Here is a 19,503-nt window from a genome sequence, read left to right on the forward strand (position 1 = left end):
GCTTAGGAGAGAGAAGAACCATGCGTTATTCCATCACGCATTTGCGCTTGTGGGTGCTTTCCTGCTGCCTGCTTTGCAGTGCATTGCCGGCGTTGGCTGCGTCGCCCGCCTCTCCCGAGCCACGCCCTACCTATCCCGAGCTGCGTCCCGCTGACTCGCCGCAGGAGGCCGGGTTTTCTGCGGAGGGGCTGCGCGAGGTAGATGCGCTGATTACCAAGTCCATCGCCGCCGGCTTTCCCGGTGCGGTGTTGTTGGTCATTCGCGATGGCAAGATCGTGAAAAACAGCAGCTACGGTTATCGACAGAAGTTTGACGGCGGTCAGCCGTTGCCAGATTTTGTGCCGATGACCACCGACACGCTGTTTGATCTGGCCTCCAATACCAAAATGTACGCTACCAACTATGCCCTGCAAAAGCTGGTAAGCGAGGGACGGCTGGATTTGACCGCGCGCGTGCGCGATTACCTGCCGGAATTCCGCGACCTTGAGGGCGACAGTATCCGGGGTAAGGATCTGGTGACCGTGGAGGATGTGTTGCGTCATCGCGCGGGGTTTATGCCGGACCCGCAATACCACAACCCGACGGTGGCCAAGCAGCTCTACTCGCAGGATCGCAGCAAAACCGAACGAATGATTGTGCAGACACCGCTGGCGTATCCGCCGCGCAGTAAAAGCGTGTACAGCGATGTGGACTACATGCTGTTGGGCATGATTGTTGAGCGCATTACCGGGCAGCGACTGGACGAGTATTTACACAGCAGTGTCTATGCACCCCTGCAGCTGCGCCACACCCACTTCAATCCGCTACAAAACGGGTTTGCGCCAGAAGAATTTGCCGCGACGGAACTGCTCGGCAATACCCGCGACGGCATTGTGTCTTTCACCAATATTCGCACCGCGACGATTCGAGGCGAGGTCCACGACGAAAAGGCCTTCTATTCGATGGGCGGCATTGCCGGCCATGCGGGCCTATTTTCGAGATCCGGCGATTTGGCCGTATTGCTGCAGGTGATGCTGAATGGCGGAGGCTACGGAGAGGTTGAACTGTTCGACCGTGGTGTCATCCACGCATTCCTGGCGCCATCAGATGATGCGCCCACGTTTGCCCTGGGTTGGCGAACTAATGGCGATGAAAGTATGCAGTGGATGTTCGGCGAGCACGCCAGCAACCAGGCGTATGGCCATACCGGCTGGACCGGAACCCTAACCGTGATCGACCCCGTACATGACCTGGGCATTGTGTTGCTGACCAATAAAAAACATTCGCCGGTGATACAAACCGGCAGCAGCGCAGGCAAATTTATCGGTGATTTTTTCCCGGTAGGTCGCTACGGTGAAGTTGTTTCTGCGGTATATCGGGCGATGCATTAAGCGGGCGGGCGGAGCAAGCGGGGCCGGGCTGCCCGGTTGCAGCGCGGCCATTTTGTCATGAATCAGGGCAGCGGGCGGGTGCGTCCGCGGTCATCTATGGCCACAAACACAAACTCCCCTTCGGTCACTTTTACCTGTTCACCGGTGTCGACCCGGGTCAGCCAGACTTCCACCAGCGTTTTGATGGAGGAGCGGCCCACTTCCACGGCTTCGGCGTAGCAGCTCACCGTCGAGCCCACCGGAACCGGGCGCAGGAACACCATGCTGCCGACGGCGACGGTGGTCACGCGGCCGCGGGCGATACTCTGGGCGAGGATGGCGCCGGCGACGTCCATCTGCGACATCAGCCAGCCAGCAAAAACGTCACCCTGGGGATTGGTATCCCGGGGCATGGACTGGGTCTGCAGGGTCAGGGTTCCGCTTGGTTGCGGTTCTTCATCAATGGCGGACATCACAGGTGCTCACAAATTCTTAGATTTATTGCCCCGGCGGTGGTTTTTCGCTCACCGCGATCGGGTGGCGCATTCTAACACAATCTGGGCACTTAATGACCAGCACCGGGCACACATTCTGATGTGCCCTCAATGCTGGCCGGGTGCTGTTCGCTGGTTCAGCGGGTCAGGAGGTCACATAGGCGGGCAGCCAGGTCGCCAGTGCCGGCCACATGGCCAGCAGGCACATCACCAGTAACTGGATCGCGATAAACGGTACCACCCCGCGATAGATCGCACCGGTGGCCACTTCCGCCGGCGCCACGCCGCGCAGGTAAAAGAGCGCGAAGCCAAATGGCGGGGTGAGGAAGGAGGTCTGCAGGTTCAGCGCGATCATCACGCCCAGCCACACCGGGTCCAGGCCCATGGCCAGCAGTACCGGACCCACAATCGGCACCACCACGAAGGTGATCTCGATAAAGTCGAGGATAAAGCCGAGCAGGAAGATCACCAGCATCACCAGCAGGGTTGCGCCGACCACGCCGCCTGGCAGGCTTTCGAAGAAGTGAGTGACCACTTCCTCACCGCCAAAGCCGCGGAATACCAGCGAAAATAGCGAGGCACCGATCAGGATCGCGAACACCATGGCGGTGACCTGCAGGGTGCTCTGCCCCACTTCGCCGGCGCGGGACCAGTTCAGGGCGCCGCGCCCCCAGGCCAGGATACCGGCACCCAGCGCGCCGACCGCCGCGGCCTCGGTGGGCGTGGCGGCACCGGTAATGATCGAGCCCAGTACCAGCAGCATCAGCGCGATGGGCGGGAACAGGCTTTTTACTGTTTGCAGCAGGTCCACCTGTTCGCTGGTGCCGCGGGCCGTTGCCGGTTCGCGGCGCGCAATAAACAGCAGGTACAGGATGTAGGCGGCGACCAGTAACAGCCCCGGGATAATCGCACCCATAAACAGGTCGCCCACACTCACCGGTTTCGGGTTGAAGATACCCTGTGACAGCTGCGCCTGCTGGTAGGCATTGGACAGGGTGTCACCGAGCAGCACCAGGGCGATGGACGGCGGGATAATCTGGCCCAGAGTGCCGGTGGCACAGATGGTGCCGGTGGCGAGCTTGGGGGAGTAGCCACGTTTCAGCATGGTGGGCAGGGACATCAGGCCCATGGTCACCACGGTGGCGCCAACAATACCGGTACTGGCGGCCAGCAGTGCGCCCACCACCACCACCGATACCGCCATACCGGCGGGAATTCCGGAAAACACCCGTGCCAAGTTCACCAGCAGGTCTTCGGCGATCCGCGCCCGCTCCAGCATCACGCCCATCAACACAAACAGCGGCACCGCCATCAGGGTACCGTTTTGCATAATGCCGTAGAGGCGGTCGGGAAATGCGCGCAGCAGGCCGGCATCGAACACGCCGCCGACAATGCCCAGCCCGGCAGCCAGCAGTGCGGTGCCACCGAGTGTGAACGCCACCGGGTAGCCGGCCATTAGCGCCGCACACACGGCTACGAACATCAGCAGGGGGATCAGCTCCATCATGCGCTGGCCTCCCCGGCGGCTTCGCGCACCAGCGGGCTCGGTTGCTGCCCGGGTTCGGGTGCATGTGGCGCAGGTTTTGCGGCCGCTTCGTGCAAAATCTGGGAGGAGCTATCGCTGGATTCCACCTGCATCAGGGTGTGCAGCGCGCGCGCCAGCTGGCTAAGCCCCTGCAGCGCGAGGGTCGCAGCGGCCAGCGGGATTAGGCTTTTCAGCAGGTAGACCCCACCCAGGCCATCCGCGCTATTGCTGGTTTCCTGTACCGACCAGCTGCTGGCGGCAAACTGCAGACTGCCGTAACCGATAAAGACGCACAGCGGCAGCAGGAAAATAAGGCAGCCCACCGCATCCACCCAGGCTTTGCCTCTGGGCGAGAGCTTGCGGTACACCACATCCACGCGCACATGGGCGTTGGACTGCAGTGCGTAGGCCAGGCCGAGCATCAGCGCGGCGCCGTGCAGGTATGCCACCGCGTCCTGCATGGCCAGGGAACCGCCGTCGAAGCCATAGCGCAGCGCCACCACCAGGCTCTGGATCACCACCATGGCCAGCGTGAACCAGCCCAGAACACGTCCGCAGCCGCTGGCAAACCGGTCCAGGGCACCGGCGGCACGTAGCAGAAACATCATGTGAATACTCTCAAATCATCTTTATTGTTCTGTTATCACTGGAGCACAGCCTACCTTTTGGCCAGAAATTGCGCCAGCGTGGTGTGGTCGCCGACGATGGCTGACTCAGAGCCGGTCAGCGGTCACGGAATGATCGGGCGACTGTAACCTGTTTGTAACTTTTCATTCATAGAATCGTCACCAGTTGGAAATAGCATGCTCCGCGTGCAGATAATTCGACCACTTTTGGAGACATCATGAACAACCGTTCCGCGAGTAAAAAAGTCCTGGCTTCGGCTCTGGCGGCCCTGACCATTGCGGCCTCCAACGCGGCCCTGGCAGCGCGCGATCACATCAGCATCGTCGGTTCCTCAACCGTTTACCCGTTCACCACTGTTGTTGCCGAGCGTTTCAGCCGTGCCACTCAGTTCAAGACTCCGGTTGTTGAATCCACCGGTACCGGCGGCGGCATGAAGCTGTTCTGTCAGGGCGTTGGCGAGAGTACTGCCGACATCACCGGTGCTTCCCGTCGCATCAAGCAGTCCGAGCTGGAAATGTGTAACGGCAACGGCGTTGACGTTGTTGAAGTTCAGATCGGTTACGACGGCATCGTGCTGGCCAACGCCAAGACCGCCAAGCCGTTCGAGCTGAGCCGCAAGGACATCTTCCTGGCGCTGGCCAAAGACGTGCCGAACCCGGACGGTTCCGAGACTCTGGTACCTAACCCGTACAAAACCTGGAAAGACGTAAACCCGACTCTGCCGGCTGCGAAGATCGAAGTTCTGGGCCCGCCCCCGACTTCCGGTACCCGTGACGCTTTCGCTGAGCTGGCGATGGAAGGTGGCTGTAAGAAGTTTGACTGGATCGCAGCCAAGAAGAAGTCCGACAAGAGCGCTTACAAAGCCATCTGTCACAACGTACGTGAAGACGGCTTCTATGTAGAAGCGGGCGAGAACGACAACCTGATCGTCAACAAGCTGGCTGCCAACCCGAACGCACTGGGCATCTTCGGCTTCAGCTTCCTGGATCAGAACGCCGACAAGGTTCAGGGTTCCCTGATCGAAGGCCAAGAGCCGACTTTTGAATCCATCGCTGACAACAGCTACCCGGTTTCCCGTCCGCTGTTCGTGTACGTGAAGAAAGCGCATGTTGACGTGGTACCGGGCATCAAGCAGTTCCTGGCCGAGTTCACCAACGACCGCGCCTGGGGCGAGGAAGGCTACCTGGCAGACAAGGGTATGATCCCGCTGCCGACCGCCGAGCGTCAGAAGGTTGCCAACAACGTTCGCAAGCTGAATGCGCTGACTAATTTGGCTGCTAAATAACAGCGAAATAAAAGGTAGATGGATTTACCGGCCAAGCCCTGAAGAAGGGCTTGGCTTTTTACGTATTTGAAACCTGCAATTTTTACCGCGCCATGCAATTGCGGATACAACCGTTGATAATGGCCGACGTTTTTTGTACCTAGAGATAACCGAGCGAATCGATGCAGACTCCTACTCTCTTCGCCCTGCTGCTGTTGCTGATACTGGTGGCCTACGGCACTGGTTTTAGCCGCGCGATTGCCGCTGCCCGCAGTGGTGGTGGTGTCCGCAGCCTGGCGTCATTGCCGAGCTACTACGGTGTGCATACCGCACTCTGGTGTGGTCTTCCCGCCCTGATTATTCTGGCTTGCTGGCTTATTTTTGACGATGCGATTATCCGCGCGCTGGTGATGGGCGGTATCGCCGACAAGCCAGAATCCATTGCCGGACAAAATCTGCTGTATGCACAGATCCAGAATCTGACCGCGGGTAACCTGGTTGGCAACGCGACGCCGCAGTTGCAAGATGCCGCGGCGCACTTGGCGAACCTGCGCGAGAGTGGCCGCTGGATGCAGACCGCATTGATCCTGATTCTGTCAATCGGTCTCGGTGCCTACGCATTCCTGCGTATCTCTCCGGAAATGCGCGCGCGGGAAAAAGTCGAAAAGGTGCTGCGCATTATTCTGCTGGCATGTGCCTGTGCGGCCATCTTCACCACCGTGGGCATCCTGCTGTCGGTGCTGTTCGAGTCGCTGCGCTTCTTCCAGTCGGTACCGGTCACCGAATTCCTGTTTGGCCTGCACTGGAGCCCGCAGATGGCACTGCGTGCGGACCAGGTTGGCTCCAGTGGTGCCTTTGGTGCGGTTCCGCTGTTTACCGGTACCCTGCTGGTTTCCGCCATCGCCATGTTTGTGGCAGTGCCGGTGGGTCTGATGTCTGCCATTTACCTGGCGGAATACGCCGGTAAAAAAGTGCGTTCCGTGGCCAAGCCGCTACTGGAAATCCTCGCCGGTGTACCCACCGTGGTGTACGGCTTCTTCGCCGCACTGACCGTAGCCCCATTTATCCGCGACCTCGCCCAGTCCATGGGGCTGCAGGCATCCAGCGAAAGTGCGCTGGCCGCCGGTCTGGTGATGGGCGTAATGATTATTCCGTTCGTGTCGTCCCTTTCCGACGACGTGATCAACGCGGTGCCCCAGTCCCTGCGCGACGGCGCCCTCGGTCTCGGTTCCACCAAGTCGGAAACCGTGCGCAAAGTGGTGATCCCTGCTGCCCTGCCGGGCATTGTCGGTGGTGTACTGCTGGCGGTATCCCGCGCGATTGGTGAAACCATGATCGTGGTAATGGCCGCGGGCCTTGCCGCGAATCTCACCGCAAACCCACTGGAGTCGGTCACCACGGTTACCGTACAGATTGTGACGCTGCTGGTGGGTGACCAGGAATTTGACAGTCCGAAGACCCTTGCTGCCTTTGCACTTGGTCTGATGCTGTTTATCAGCACCCTGATTCTGAACTTTATTGCCCTGCACGTAGTGAAAAAATACCGGGAACAGTATGACTGATCTGACTCAATCCAACTTGACCCAGGAGCAGGTGCGCGAACGTATCGAGTCGCGCCTTGCCAGCCGTCACCGCAAGGAAAAGATCTTCCGCGGTTTTGGGATCGCCAGTATCGCTTTTGGCATCCTCGCGGTCGTAGTGCTGTTTACCGACATTATCAGTAAGGGCAGCAGCGCGTTCGTGCAGACCGACATCGAGCTGAATGTGACTTATGATCCTGCGGTCCTCGGTATCGATAGCGTCGATGATGAGAGCCTGGCGTGGGCTAACTTTGATGCGGTGATTCGCAACGCCCTGCGCGAGCGCTTTCCCGAGGTGAGCGGCCGTCGCGACAAGCGCGAACTCTACTCGCTGGTGTCCAACGGTGCCGGCTTTGAGTTGCGCGAGCGCCTGCAGCAAAACCCGGCGCTGCTGGGTAAATCGGAAACCCTGTGGTTTAACGCCGATGATGACGTGGACACCTATGTAAAAAGCCTGTCCAAGTCCGAAGAGGGTTTCCTCGGGCGTACCTCCGAACAGAAGGCGGAGTGGATCAAGTCCCTGCTCGCTACCGGCGAACTGGAGAAGCGCTTCAACACCACCTTCTTTACCAATGGTGATTCCCGCGAACCCGAGCAGGCCGGTATCCGCGCAGCATTGATGGGCTCGCTGTTTACCCTGCTGGTAACCCTGGCGCTGTCCTTCCCGATTGGCGTGGCCGCGGCCATTTATCTGGAAGAGTTTGCGCCGAAGAATCGCTGGACCGACCTGATTGAGGTGAACATCAACAACCTCGCCGCAGTGCCTTCCATCGTATTTGGTCTGCTGGGCCTGGCAATCTTTATCAACTTCTTCGAGCTGCCGCGCTCTGCGCCCTTGGTCGGCGGTTTGGTACTGACGCTGATGACCCTGCCCACGATCATTATTTCCAGCCGTGCCGCGCTGAAGTCGGTGCCGCCATCGATCCGCGAAGCGGCTATGGGCATGGGTGCCTCGCGCATGCAGGTAGTACTGCATCACGTATTGCCGCTGGCCATGCCCGGCATGCTCACCGGAGCCATTATCGGTATGGCACAGGCGCTGGGCGAAACCGCGCCGCTGCTGATGATCGGTATGGTGGCGTTTATTGTGGACGTGCCGCACGGCATTACCGACCCGTCCACGGTGCTGCCGGTACAGATTTTCCTGTGGGCAGACAGCCCGGAGCGCGCTTTTGTTGAGCGTACGTCCGCCGCGATCATGGTACTGCTGGCAGTCCTGATCACCATGAACACCTGCGCAGTGTGGCTGCGCAAGAAACTCGAGCGCCGCTGGTAATGCGCGTGTGCGTAACCTGCGGATGTTAAGATTGCGAATCGAGAGTGAGCCATGACAAGCATGACCCTGAACGCCGGCGCAGCAGTACCGGCGCAAGACAAACCCAATTCAGCCACCGACTTGAGCAACAAGCCGGCCACGGAGTCCACCTCAGTGAAAACCCAGGAAGATATTGCCGAAACCGTCGGCAGCCCCTTCTGCGATGAAGCCAAGCTGCGCATGCGCAACGTGAACGTGTTTTATGGCGAGAGCCAGGCGATTCACGATGTCAGCCTGGATATCGGCCGCAACCAGGTGGTTGCGATGATTGGCCCTTCCGGTTGTGGTAAGTCCACCTTCCTGCGCTGCCTGAACCGCATGAACGACACCATTGAAGGCTGTCGCGTAGAAGGCGACCTGACTCTGGATGGCGAAGCCATCTACGGCCCCAAGGTTGACGTGGTACCGCTGCGCGCGCGTGTGGGTATGGTGTTCCAGAAGCCGAACCCCTTCCCCAAGTCCATCTACGACAACGTGGCCTATGGTCCGAAGATCCACGGCATCGCCAGCCGTCGCGCGGAACTGGATGAAATTGTGGAAAACAGCCTGCGTCGCGCCGGCCTGTGGAACGAAGTCAAAGATCGCCTGGACAAGCCGGGCACCGGCCTCTCCGGTGGTCAGCAGCAGCGCCTGTGTATCGCCCGCGCCATCGCGGTAAGCCCGGAAGTGATCCTGATGGATGAGCCCTGCTCCGCCTTGGACCCGATTGCCACCGCGCGTATCGAAGAGCTGATTCACGAGCTGCGCGAAAACTACACCATCGCCATCGTCACCCACTCCATGCAGCAGGCTGCGCGAGTGAGCCAGCGTACCGCCTACTTCCACCTGGGCAAGCTGGTAGAGGTCAATGACACCGAGACCGTGTTCACCAACCCCGAGCACGATCTGACCGAAGCGTACATTACTGGCCGTTTCGGCTAAGGTTGAGGGAAGCGGACAAAACACCATGGATATGCATTTCGATCAACACATCTCACGCCAGTTCAACGAAGATCTTGAGAGTCTCAAGACGGAAATGCTGGAAATGGGCGGCCTCGTAACCCGCCAGGTCGCCGACGCCGTCGAAGCGCTGGCCAACGCCGACAGTGAGTTGGCGGAAAAGGTTTTGCGTGTGGAAGAGGATATCGACCGCTGCGAAATGGAAGTGGACGAGCACGCGACGCTGATTATCGCCAAGCGCCAGCCCGCCGCCTCCGACCTGCGCATGGTGATGTCCGTGATCCGTATCGCCCGCGACCTGGAGCGCGTGGGTGATGAGGCAAGCAAAATCGCCAAGATGGCCATCGCCCTGACCGACGAGGGTTCGGCCCCGCGTGGCTACACCGAGATTCGGCACATCGCCAATGCTGTGCGCAAAATGCTGAACGATGCGCTCGACGCCTATACCCGTTTTGACGTGAAGTCTGCAATGGCGACCCTCGCCGAGGACGAGCAGGTGGACATGGATTACCGCAGTGCGGTGCGTGAAATGGTCACCTACATGATGGAAGACCCGCGCAGTATCTCGCGGGTAATGAATGTGCTGTGGACACTGCGCTCTCTGGAGCGTATCGGCGACCATGCCAAGAACATCTGCGAGCAGGTGGTGTACCTGGTTCAGGGTGCGGACATTCGCCACGGCAATGAGCAAAACCTGCGATAACAGCATACGCAAAAATTTGCACATTGCATCGCTAGAAAAAGGCCGCTTACGCGGCCTTTTTTAATTCAGCCTCGGTTCAGACTTGCCCTGTCACACTGCGCCCGCGAACTTGATCTTCATACTAAAAATAGATTGGTATTTGGTACGAGTGTCGCAATTTCTACTTTTTATTGCACCCATATTGTCGTTTGCATAGAATCCGCGCCGACTTTGCCATTGTGCAAATCGGATGGGTACGCAAGTACAGATGTAACTTAAACAGGGAATACTTCTATGAAGTTCAAGTTTGCAGCATTGCCATTGATGCTGGCTTCTGCGGTCGCTTCCGCAGAGCAATATAATTCTTTCACCGATGTCGACTACACCTCTGCCGATTTCGGTGCGTTCGACGTCGATACGTTGAGTTTCCAGTCCCAATACTACTTTGGTGCCCTGGAGACCCTGGGGCCGCGCAAGGAATTCAATTACATTCTGCCGGTTTCCAATATCTACGGTGGTTTTGCCTACTCCGATGCTGACGGTAGCAGTAGCGATGCATTGACCATTGGTGGTGAATACTTCACCGGCCAGTGGAAAGTATTCGGCGAATTGCAGGACGATGATTTCTCCACCGATTACAGTGTCGGCGCGGGCTTCCTGTTCACTCCGAACCTGCTTGCCGAAGTGGAAGCGGTCAAGCCTGAAGACGAAGACACCGTCCTGCTGTTCCGTGGTCAATATAACCACCAGTTGAACGGCAACGACTACATCGGTTTTACCGCCGAAGTGGACGACGATTTTGATTACCGCAGCGTATCCTCCAAGTATTTCACTGCACTGTCCGGTGGCCAGTACCTGACCGCGGGCCTGTCACTGACCGATACCGACAACTCTGACGTGTTCTGGGGTGGTGATATCGAGTTTTACTTTAACGAAAACACCTCGATCGGCGCCGGTTATGCGGAAGACGAAAGCTACTATTTCGACGCGACCCATTTTTTCAATCGCAATGTTGCCGCCAAGGTCGCCTACGGCTCCAACCGCGACTTCGATGACCTGGATGTATTCAGCCTCGGTGTAACCGTGCAGCTGTAATCGTTGCCAGCGGAAATCGCGCATAAAAAAAGCGGGCGAAGAAATTCGCCCGCTTTTTTGTTTCTGTTCCCGGAAAAACTTATCCCTGGCCGCTTAACGCCTGCACTCGCGCCTGCGCCTTGCTACCGATGTCACCTCCGCCCTTGGCGGCGGTCTGGTAGTGGCTCAGTGCGTTCTTGGTGTTGCCCTGCTGCTCATAAACCTGCCCGAGATAATAGTGGGCATGGGGCGTTTCCAGGTAGCGGGTGGAACGCTGCAGGTCGCGCTCGGCGGCGGTATAGTTTTTCAGCTCTGCGTTGAGCATGCCGCGCATCAGCCAGTTGGAAAACAGTGTTGGATTCTTCTGTACCGCGGTTTCATACGAGCGCAGTGCCGGCTGGTATTGTTTCTTTTGCGCCAGCAGGTCTCCTTCCAGTGCATAGAATGCGGCTTCCTTCGGTTGCTGCTGTTGAGCCCGGCGCGTGAGTGTCAGTGCCTGGTCGTAATTTTTGGCCTTTACCGCAGCTAGCGCCTCGTCGTAACTCTTGTACGCATCTGCGTCTCGTTTCAGTTGCGCGATGGCACGCTGGTACTGGCTGCGATTGGTGGTACCGGCGGGAAGTTTTTTCGCATGCTGGATATTCGCATCCACGCGCGCTTGTGACGGCGGGTGGCTGGCGAACAGTGCCTCTAACCCACCGGACTGACGCCCCTTGGACAGCTCGACAAATTTCTTCTGCAGGCGCACCGCACCCTGCGGGTCGTACCCGGCCGCCGCCATATACTTCATGCCGTAGCGGTCGGACTCCAGCTCGTTGTCACGACCATATTTGGCTATGTAGGCGGAGCCGCCAAACTGGCTGCCGAGGGAGATCAGGTCACCGTAACCGGTGTTCTGCGTGGTGGCACCGAGGATGGCGATACCGGCGCCAAGAATCTGCTGCTGTGACATGGCCGCTGCGGAATGTCGCGCCGCGGCATGCACAATCTCGTGACCCAGTACCGCCGCCAGCTCTGCCTCGTCTTCCAGCAGTACCAGCAAGCCACGGTTAATGGCGATCTTGCCACCGGGCAGCGCCCAGGCGTTGGGCGTGGAGTTATTCAACACCACGAACTCATAAGGCAGGTTGGGTTGGTCCGATACCCGCGCCAGCTTCTGCCCCACATTGCGCACATAGCTCTGCAGCGCCGGGTCGATCAGGTATTCGCCACCCTGGGTCTGCTGCGCCTTGGGGTATTGCTGCTCACCCAGCGCCACTTCCTGCCCTTGGGACATCAGCGAGAGCTCTTTCTTGCCGGTCACCGGGTTGACCGCACAGCCGGCCAGCCCGGCAGAGAGGGATGCAGCAGTGGCGATGGCCAGGAGCCGGTTTGAGATTGAGCGCGGAAACATAGTTCTCTCCCTGTATAATGCGGTTCGCGAATAGCACACTATTGTACACAGTCCGGGGAGAGGGTTATGACGACCGCACTGCAGATTATTGAATTGTTTGCCGGTACCAATCCAGATGGGGAACCGGTGGTCGAGCGCCTCCAGGTAAAAGTGAACGAGGACGACAGTGTGCAGCTGGTACGCTCTCCGGCGTTTATCAAAGGTATTGCCAGCGGTGACACCATCAAAGTCAACCGCGAGGATCCTGAAAAGCCCAGTTTTGAGCTGGTAAAGCGCTCCGGCAATCTGGCGGTGCGTATCTTTTGCCGTGGCGACAGCACCAAGCTTTCCGACCAGCTCACTCCACAACTGGAAAAACTGGGTGGGGAGCTAGACCTCGAATCACCACGTTTGCTGGTGTACAGCATTCATGTGAGTTGCGGGTTTGACCAGATTGAGAAGATCCTCAACAGTGCCTGCGATGGTGCCAACAGCGTCTGGTACTACGGCAACGTGTACGATCCGGTCGATGGGCAGACCCCACTGAACTGGTGGCAGGATATTCTGAAGCCCGAATAAAGCTACTGCGCAGGCGGTCACCTCCAGCCACTCGCTCGTTACGCTTTAGGCGACTCAAACAACTAGAGAATTGAATTAGAGCCCTCTGAATGCTGATTGTTATCTCCCCCGCGAAAACCCTCGACTACGAGAGCAAGATACCCGCGCTCGACACTACTCAGCCGGACTTCCTCAAGGAGTCCGCCGCGCTGATCAAGGAATTGAAGGCGCTGAGTCCGCAGGATATCTCTAACCTGATGAAGGTCTCCGACAAGATTGGGGTACTGAATTACGACCGTTTCCACAGCTGGAAGAGCCCGTTCACCGATGGCAATGCCCGCCCCGCCCTGCTCGCGTTCAAGGGCGATGTGTATACCGGGCTGGCCGCGGAAACTATGGGCAAGCGCGACTTCAATTTTGCGCAAAAGCATCTGCGCATGCTGTCGGGTCTGTATGGCCTGCTGCGCCCGCTGGACCTGATGCAACCCTATCGCCTGGAGATGGGCACCAAGTTTGCCAACCGCGGTGGTAAAAACCTGTATGAATTCTGGGACGGCAAAATTACCGATGCCCTGAATACCCAGCTTGCTGAACTCAAAAGCAAGCAGCTGGTGAACCTGGCGTCCAACGAGTACTTCAAGTCGGTACAGGTGAAAAACCTGCAGGCAGACGTGGTGACACCGCACTTCAAGGACTGGAAAAACGGCCAGTACAAGATGATCAGCTTCTTTGCGAAAAAGGCCCGGGGCATGATGAGCCGCTGGGCCATCGACAACCGCGTGAAGCAGGCGGAGCAGCTGAAAGCGTTTGATGTGGCTGGATATTATTTCAGTGAAGAACACTCCAAAGGCAATGACTGGGTCTTCCTGCGCGACGAACAGCCAGCCTGAACAACCAATACCCAGAGCAGAACACAGGAGCACACTTATGCCGCCATGGTTTGAAATTGCCGTCACTATTGCCGCTGCAATCGCCGCGGTGTTTTTCTTTGCCAAGTATCGCGAGACCGCCGCTGCACTGCATGAATCCGAGCGCATGAAGCTCAAGTATTCCAAGGACCTCGATCGCTACCGCGATACGCCACAACTGCGCGCCCTGCGCGATGCCTTGATCGGCGAGCGCAACCTGCCGGTGGACGATGAAGGTCGCGAGCATCTGCTGATCCGCGACAGCGCGCGCAAACTGGTGCACATCACCGTGCGTGAGCGTACCGCCCAGCCGCTCACGGGCGACGAGTCGGTGGAGTACACGGCAGCGGGCGAAGCGCGTACGCTCAAAGAGCTGGAAGGGTAAGTTTCGCTTTACTGCTTCAAACAGCATAAAAAAAGCCCCTGACGGGCGTTTTTTGTCTCTGTAATCTCCGCGCTGCATGGGATCAGCTGGTGGCCGAACTGGCCTGGGTCAGTTTCTCCCTGGGGAAATTGAGCGTGAAGGTACTGCCGCGGCCCGGCACACTGCTGATACTCATATTGGCACTGTGGCGCAGCAGCACATGCTTGACGATGGCGAGGCCCAGGCCGGTGCCACCACTCTCGCGAGAGCGGCCCGCATCGACCCGGTAGAAACGCTCGGTAAGGCGCGGGATATGCAACGGGTCGATACCGATCCCCGAATCCTTGACTGCAAAATGGCCACCGCTGGCGTCTACCCGCCAGCGCAGCTCGATGGGGCCGCCATCCGGGCTGTACTTGACCGCATTGAACGCCAGGTTGGCAAAGGCGCTGTGCAGCTCACCGGCGTCGCCAGTAATGGTGCAGTCTGCGTCGCAGACCACGGAGACCTGGTGTCTGCCGCCGCTCAGTGAGCGGGCTTCGTCGGCGACGCGCTCCATCAGCCCATGTACGGCGATGCGGTCGCGCCCGCTATCGCGCTCGGAAGTTTCCAGGCGGGCGAGTAGCAACAGGTCGTTGACCAGGCGTGTCATGCGCTTGGTCTGTTCGCCCATCTGTCCCAGTGGCCGCTCCCAGTTACGCGGCGCCTGGCCGCTTTCCTGCAAGGTCTCCAGGTAGCCGGCAATCACCGTGAGCGGGGTGCGCAGCTCATGGGATACATTGGCGACGAAATCCCGGCGCATCTGCTCCAGATTGTGCAGCCGGGTAATGTCGCGCACGATCACCAGCGCTTCGTCCTGGCCGAAGCGGGTCACTTCCATCTGCAGAATGCGCGAGTCGTCCCCGGGTGCCGGCAGGGTAATCGGCTGCAGGTCACCCTGTTTGGCCCCGCGCATGCGGTCGTGCATATGGGTGACAAAGCGCGGGTCGCGCACGAAGTTCACGATGGGCTGGCCGCTGTCCTCCCCCTGCAAGCGCAACATTTCGCCGGCCACCGGGTTCCACCAGGCCAGGTTGCCGTCATCTTCCAGCGCCACAATGCCTTCGCGCAGCGCGCTGGTGCTGTCCTGTACCCGGCGCAGCATGGCGTGCAGCTTTTGCTTTTCCTTGCGGTGGCGGCGTTGTATCCGGTAGAAATCGTCGGTGATGTCGCCCCACACCCCAAAATTGGTCGGAGCCGGGCCACGGCGGCCATTGGACAGCCAGCGGTCGAAGCGGTTTTGTTGCCACAGCAGCCAGATGAGATAGACGGCGAGGCCGAAGCACAGTGCCAACCACCAGTGTCCGCTGGCGAAACCGAGGATGGTGGTGCCCAGGGCTATGATGATAAAACGCGACAACTCGCCAATACTGCGATCGAGCATGAGGGTTTGGCCATCTTGTTGGGGGCGCAGCGAAGTGCGATTCGGTGCGCCGCCGGGCGGTACAGCGGGCCCGCTGCTAAGGTTCGATGGGCGGGATTATACCCGTTCGACGGTCTGCACTGAAAAGCGATAACCGGTCCCACGCACGGTCTGAATGTAGCGTTCATGGCCATCGATGGTCAACGCCTTGCGCAGGCGCCGGATGTGTACGTCGACGGTGCGCTCTTCCACATACACGTTGCCGCCCCACACGTGGTCGAGTAGCTGGGTGCGGGTGTAGGCACGTTCCTGATGGCTGAGGAAAAAGGTCAGCAGACGGAATTCTGTCGGCCCCATTTCCACCGCATTGCCGTTGATGGTGACGCGGTGGCTGATCGGGTCGAGCACCAGGCCACCGGCGGTGAGAGGCTCTTCCGGGGCGCTGGGGCCGGCGCGGCGCAATACGGCCTTGAGTCGTGCAACCAGCTCGCGGGGCGAAAAGGGCTTGGTGATATAGTCGTCGGCGCCCATCTCCAGGCCCTTGATCTTGTGGTCTTCCTCGCCCTTGGCGGTGAGCATGACGATGGGCAGGGACGCGGTGAGCTCATCGCGCTTCAGGCGGCGCGCCAGTTCCACCCCGGAGACATCCGGCAACATCCAGTCCAGCAGGATAAGGTCGGGTTTTTCGTCGATCACCAGGGCGTGGGCCGCCTGCGCGTTTTCTGCTTCCAGGCAGCGGTAATCTGCCATCTCCAGTGCCACGCGCAACATGTCGCGCACCGGGGCTTCGTCGTCGACTATAAGGATCGTCTTGCTGTGCATCTGCCTGCCATACCCTAAATGAGTTTGCTGTCGCTTCGGCGGTGCTTCACAACCTCCGCTGCGGCGCCTCGTGGCGTCCTGCCTCGTAGACTGTAGCGCCAGCCTCAACTGACTATTGTAGAGTGGCCATTTAACGTCACTTTGGTGACAAACATATGACAGGCGTTCAGGGTAACGGAATGCCAGGTCATGGTGGCTACCTAAAGCGCGAGATAGTGGACAAATATTCCAGCAAAAAGCGCCATGCCCGCAAGATTGTTGTTTAGGAACGCCTTGAAGCAGGCATCCCGTTGCCGGTCGCGAATCAGCCACTGCTGATAGGCAAACAACCCGGCCATAACAGCCACGCCGCCGTAATACAGCGCGCCCAGCTCCGCACGCCCGCCCAGCATCAGTAACGCCACGACGACCATGGCCTGCAGGCTGGCGGTCATCGCCTTGTCCAGCTCGCCAAACAGAATGGCGGTGGACTTGACGCCGATTTGCAGGTCGTCATCCCGGTCCACCATGGCGTAAAAAGTATCGTAAGCCACGGTCCACAGCAGGTTGGCGGTAAACAGCAGCCAGGCAATCGCTGGTATCTCGCCGGTCACCGCGGCAAAGGCCATGGGAATGCCCATGCTGAATGCCGAACCGAGCACCACCTGCGGCAGATGGGTATAGCGCTTGGCGAAGGGGTAACAGAAGGCCAGCGCCAGCGCCGGTAATGCCAGCAAAATAGTGAGGCGATTGGTGGTCAGCACCAGTAAAAACGCCACCAGCATCAACCCGGCGAACAGCATCAGTGCGCCTTTGGGGGTCGCGGCACCGGTGGCGAGCGGACGCTGTTTGGTGCGCTTTACGTGGCCATCGATATTGCGGTCGGCAAAGTCGTTAATCGCGCAGCCCGCCGCGCGGGTGAGGATGACGCCCAGGGTAAACACTAGGAACAGGTGCAGGCCCGGCCAGCCCTCGGCGGCAATCCACAGTGCGCTCCAGGTCGGCCACAGCAGCAACAGCGAGCCGATCGGTCGGTCCATGCGTGTCAGTTGCCAATACGGCAGGGCTGCGGGCCAACGCTGTTGGATCTGGTGGCTGATAGCTTGCATGGTGGCTTCCCGTGTTCGCTGAGTACTTTGAGGTGCTGGTGCGCTTACGCCATCGGCGCGGTATGGGGATTGAAACCGCTCAGAAAAGTCTCTGCAACCAGCAGGGGCTTGTCCTGCAGCCAGAAGGTGGAGCGGCGCCCCCAGGCGTGGGGTGCGCTGCCACTTAGCTCTGGTTGTTGGCAGTGCGGGTTGCGCGCGAGACGGTTGAGGACGATGGGCCCGCGGCGGATGTCCGGCTGGCTGAACAGCAGTTCGCCGAGCGGGCGGTTGTCGAGGCCGCGCAAATAGCGGGATTTACCGGTGAGGGTACGTTCTGGCAGCACACTGCGGGCATAGACCCAGGGCTGCTCGCTGTCGCCGTACAGCAGCACCTCGCGCACCAGCGCGCGGCTGCGGTCTTTCAGGTTGAGTGCGCGGCGCTCTTCAGGCCGCGGTGTCTGCCAGCCCTGATTGAGTATTTGTACGCGGAAGGCGCCCGCGCCCAGACGCTTGAGGGCGGCGGTCAGCGAGCCCGGGTGCAGCAACCAGGGCAGCAGCTGCTCCGGGGGCGTCTGGCCGTGCAGGCCTTCCAGGGGTTGAGGGTGCCAATCGCCGATGGCCTCAAAGGGGGAGTGGTACAACGCTGACTCCGCGCAAGTTCGTGGTGGTTAGATCAAGCTGCATTGTACCCGAGCGCGCCATCAGGGGAACGCGCTTTGCCCCCCGCCGGCGAGGTCGATATAGTGGCGCATTCGCTGGCAATTGGTGGATGCCGGCTGTACGGGCGCTGTGCTCGTGCCGCCGCCGGTATCTACACTGCACAAAATAATGAATTGCCACTGCAAGGTGTGCATAAACGGGAAGGACCATGGGGCTTACCAAAAAAATCGTACTGGCCATGATCGCGGGCATCGGCCTTGGCCTGCTGTTCAACGTACTCAATTCCAGCCAGATTCTGGGCGAGGCGGTCACCTCCTTTATCAACAACTACCTCACCAACGGCCTGTTCGACATTATTGGTCGGATCTTCATCGCCTCGCTCAAGCTGATGGTGGTGCCGCTGGTGCTGGTATCGCTGATCTGCGGTGCCTGCGCCCTGTCGGAGGGCAGTCGGGTTGGCGTACTGGCGGGCAAGACCCTGGCTCTGTACATGCTGACGACCGCGGTGGCGATCTCCCTGGCGTTGATGCTGGCACTGGTCATTCAGCCGGGCGCGGGAATGGAGCATCTGGCGGGCGACGCACAGTTTGAGGCAAAACAGTCTCCGCCGCTGTCGGATGTGCTGGTCAATATCTTCCCCACCAACCCGGTGCAGGCGATGGCCGAAGGCAATATGTTGCAGATCATCGTGTTCGCGCTGTTGCTGGGCTACGCCATTTCCCGCAGTGGCAAGCCGGGACAGCGGGTAGCGGCCTTTTTCAATGACCTGAACGATGTCATTTTGCGCATGGTGGGCGTGCTGATGGCGTTCGCGCCCTACGGTGTGTTTGCCCTGCTGGCGAACAAGATTGCCCTGCTGGGCCTGGACGCTATTCCCACCCTGGCCAAATATTTCAGTGTGGTGCTGCTGGCGCTGATGGTGCACGCACTCGGGGTTTACCCGCTGCTGCTGAAGCTGCTGTCGGGCCTGAACCCGTTGCAACTGCTGAAGAAAATGCGCCCGGCGATGGCCTTTGCCTTCAGTACCGCCTCATCTGCCGCGACCATTCCGGTTACCCTGCAAACGGTGGAAAAGCGCCTGGGTGTGGATAACAAGGTGGCTTCCTTCACCGTGCCCTTGGGGGCGACCATCAACATGGATGGCACCGCGATTATGCAGGGTGTGGCCACCGTGTTTATTTCCCAGCTGTACGGCATCGAGATCGGCCTGATGGGTTACCTGACGGTTATTCTGACCGCAACACTCGCGTCGGTAGGTACCGCCGGGGTGCCCGGTGTCGGCTTGATCATGCTGGCCATGGTGCTTGGCCAGGTAGGCCTGCCGGTGGAAGGTATTGCGATTGTGATGGGTGTGGATCGCCTGCTGGATATGGTGCGTACCGCGGTGAATATTACCGGGGATGCGGTGGTGAGTACGGTGGTCGCAAAGAGCGAGGGTGCGCTGGACGTCAGTACATTTAACGACGAAAACTACAACAGTGTCGTGGATCATGGTGACGGG

General features: G+C 59.3%; 19 protein-coding genes. 11 read left to right on the plus strand and 8 right to left on the minus strand.

The window, feature by feature from the left end:
• Positions 1-20 precede the first annotated feature (20 nt).
• Positions 21-1,370, plus strand: a complete 1,350-nt coding sequence (gene pbp4b / locus AS89_RS0100690; RefSeq protein WP_010130295.1) for a penicillin binding protein PBP4B — start codon at positions 21-23, stop codon at positions 1,368-1,370.
• Positions 1,371-1,432: 62 nt separating this feature from the next.
• Here the strand turns inward: pbp4b and AS89_RS0100695 are convergent, their stop codons facing one another.
• From AS89_RS0100695 to AS89_RS16515, 3 genes are all read right to left on the minus strand, one after another.
• Entirely contained in the window at positions 1,433-1,822 is a 390-nt protein-coding gene (locus tag AS89_RS0100695) for an acyl-CoA thioesterase (protein WP_010130297.1), read from the minus strand.
• Between the two features lie 166 nt (positions 1,823-1,988).
• The gene (locus tag AS89_RS0100700) at positions 1,989-3,350 is read right to left on the minus strand and encodes a TRAP transporter large permease (RefSeq protein ID WP_010130298.1); all 1,362 of its coding nucleotides are present in this window, start codon (positions 3,348-3,350) and stop codon (positions 1,989-1,991) included.
• Positions 3,347-3,976, minus strand: coding sequence for a TRAP transporter small permease subunit (locus tag AS89_RS16515; protein WP_100169206.1), 630 nt, complete (start codon positions 3,974-3,976; stop codon positions 3,347-3,349). The genes AS89_RS0100700 and AS89_RS16515 overlap by 4 nt, the downstream gene beginning before the upstream one ends.
• Positions 3,977-4,212: 236 nt before the next feature.
• Here AS89_RS16515 and AS89_RS0100710 point away from each other — a divergent pair, with 236 nt between their 5' ends.
• From AS89_RS0100710 to AS89_RS0100735, 6 genes are all read left to right on the plus strand, one after another.
• Positions 4,213-5,280: a PstS family phosphate ABC transporter substrate-binding protein gene (locus AS89_RS0100710; protein ID WP_010130300.1), complete on the plus strand. Its 1,068-nt coding sequence runs from the start codon at positions 4,213-4,215 to the stop codon at positions 5,278-5,280.
• A gap of 161 nt (positions 5,281-5,441) precedes the next feature.
• Positions 5,442-6,821 (plus strand): phosphate ABC transporter permease subunit PstC, encoded by a 1,380-nt coding sequence (gene pstC / locus AS89_RS0100715; protein ID WP_010130301.1) that lies wholly within the window; start codon positions 5,442-5,444, stop codon positions 6,819-6,821.
• Positions 6,814-8,115: a phosphate ABC transporter permease PstA gene (pstA, locus tag AS89_RS0100720; RefSeq protein WP_010130302.1), complete on the plus strand. Its 1,302-nt coding sequence runs from the start codon at positions 6,814-6,816 to the stop codon at positions 8,113-8,115. Before pstC ends, pstA begins: the two co-directional genes overlap by 8 nt.
• A gap of 51 nt (positions 8,116-8,166) precedes the next feature.
• Positions 8,167-9,075: a phosphate ABC transporter ATP-binding protein PstB gene (gene pstB / locus AS89_RS0100725; RefSeq protein WP_010130304.1), complete on the plus strand. Its 909-nt coding sequence runs from the start codon at positions 8,167-8,169 to the stop codon at positions 9,073-9,075.
• Between the two features lie 25 nt (positions 9,076-9,100).
• Positions 9,101-9,796, plus strand: coding sequence for a phosphate signaling complex protein PhoU (gene phoU, locus AS89_RS0100730; RefSeq protein ID WP_010130305.1), 696 nt, complete (start codon positions 9,101-9,103; stop codon positions 9,794-9,796).
• A 273-nt stretch (positions 9,797-10,069) separates the two neighbouring features.
• On the plus strand, positions 10,070-10,870 hold the full coding sequence (locus AS89_RS0100735; RefSeq protein WP_010130306.1) for a putative porin: 801 nt from the start codon (positions 10,070-10,072) through the stop codon (positions 10,868-10,870).
• Positions 10,871-10,949: 79 nt separating this feature from the next.
• Here AS89_RS0100735 and AS89_RS0100740 read toward each other — a convergent pair whose 3' ends face one another.
• A complete protein-coding gene (locus AS89_RS0100740) occupies positions 10,950-12,242 on the minus strand; it encodes a M48 family metalloprotease (protein ID WP_010130307.1) in 1,293 nt (430 codons plus the stop codon).
• Between the two features lie 66 nt (positions 12,243-12,308).
• Between AS89_RS0100740 and AS89_RS0100745 the strand changes: the two genes are divergently transcribed.
• From AS89_RS0100745 to AS89_RS0100755, 3 genes are all read left to right on the plus strand, one after another.
• Positions 12,309-12,800 (plus strand): DUF4265 domain-containing protein, encoded by a 492-nt coding sequence (locus AS89_RS0100745; RefSeq protein ID WP_010130308.1) that lies wholly within the window; start codon positions 12,309-12,311, stop codon positions 12,798-12,800.
• 89 nt (positions 12,801-12,889) lie between these two features.
• Positions 12,890-13,669, plus strand: coding sequence for a peroxide stress protein YaaA (gene yaaA, locus AS89_RS0100750; protein ID WP_010130311.1), 780 nt, complete (start codon positions 12,890-12,892; stop codon positions 13,667-13,669).
• 37 nt (positions 13,670-13,706) lie between these two features.
• On the plus strand, positions 13,707-14,072 hold the full coding sequence (locus AS89_RS0100755) for a hypothetical protein (protein WP_010130312.1): 366 nt from the start codon (positions 13,707-13,709) through the stop codon (positions 14,070-14,072).
• 82 nt (positions 14,073-14,154) lie between these two features.
• Here AS89_RS0100755 and phoR read toward each other — a convergent pair whose 3' ends face one another.
• The 4 genes from phoR to AS89_RS0100775 all read right to left on the minus strand — a co-directional run bounded on the left by phoR (position 14,155) and on the right by AS89_RS0100775 (position 17,983).
• Entirely contained in the window at positions 14,155-15,474 is a 1,320-nt protein-coding gene (gene phoR / locus AS89_RS0100760; RefSeq protein WP_010130313.1) for a phosphate regulon sensor histidine kinase PhoR, read from the minus strand.
• 96 nt (positions 15,475-15,570) lie between these two features.
• On the minus strand, positions 15,571-16,275 hold the full coding sequence (gene phoB, locus AS89_RS0100765) for a phosphate regulon transcriptional regulator PhoB (RefSeq protein ID WP_010130314.1): 705 nt from the start codon (positions 16,273-16,275) through the stop codon (positions 15,571-15,573).
• A gap of 200 nt (positions 16,276-16,475) precedes the next feature.
• The gene (ubiA, locus tag AS89_RS0100770) at positions 16,476-17,363 is read right to left on the minus strand and encodes a 4-hydroxybenzoate octaprenyltransferase (protein WP_010130315.1); all 888 of its coding nucleotides are present in this window, start codon (positions 17,361-17,363) and stop codon (positions 16,476-16,478) included.
• Between the two features lie 44 nt (positions 17,364-17,407).
• The gene (locus AS89_RS0100775; protein WP_010130316.1) at positions 17,408-17,983 is read right to left on the minus strand and encodes a chorismate--pyruvate lyase family protein; all 576 of its coding nucleotides are present in this window, start codon (positions 17,981-17,983) and stop codon (positions 17,408-17,410) included.
• A 227-nt stretch (positions 17,984-18,210) separates the two neighbouring features.
• Between AS89_RS0100775 and AS89_RS0100780 the strand changes: the two genes are divergently transcribed.
• Positions 18,211-19,503 (plus strand): dicarboxylate/amino acid:cation symporter (locus AS89_RS0100780; RefSeq protein WP_010130317.1); only part of this gene is annotated, 1,293 nt, incomplete at its 3' end.

Source organism: Microbulbifer agarilyticus S89 (assembly GCF_000220505.1).
GTDB lineage: Bacteria > Pseudomonadota > Gammaproteobacteria > Pseudomonadales > Cellvibrionaceae > Microbulbifer > Microbulbifer agarilyticus_B.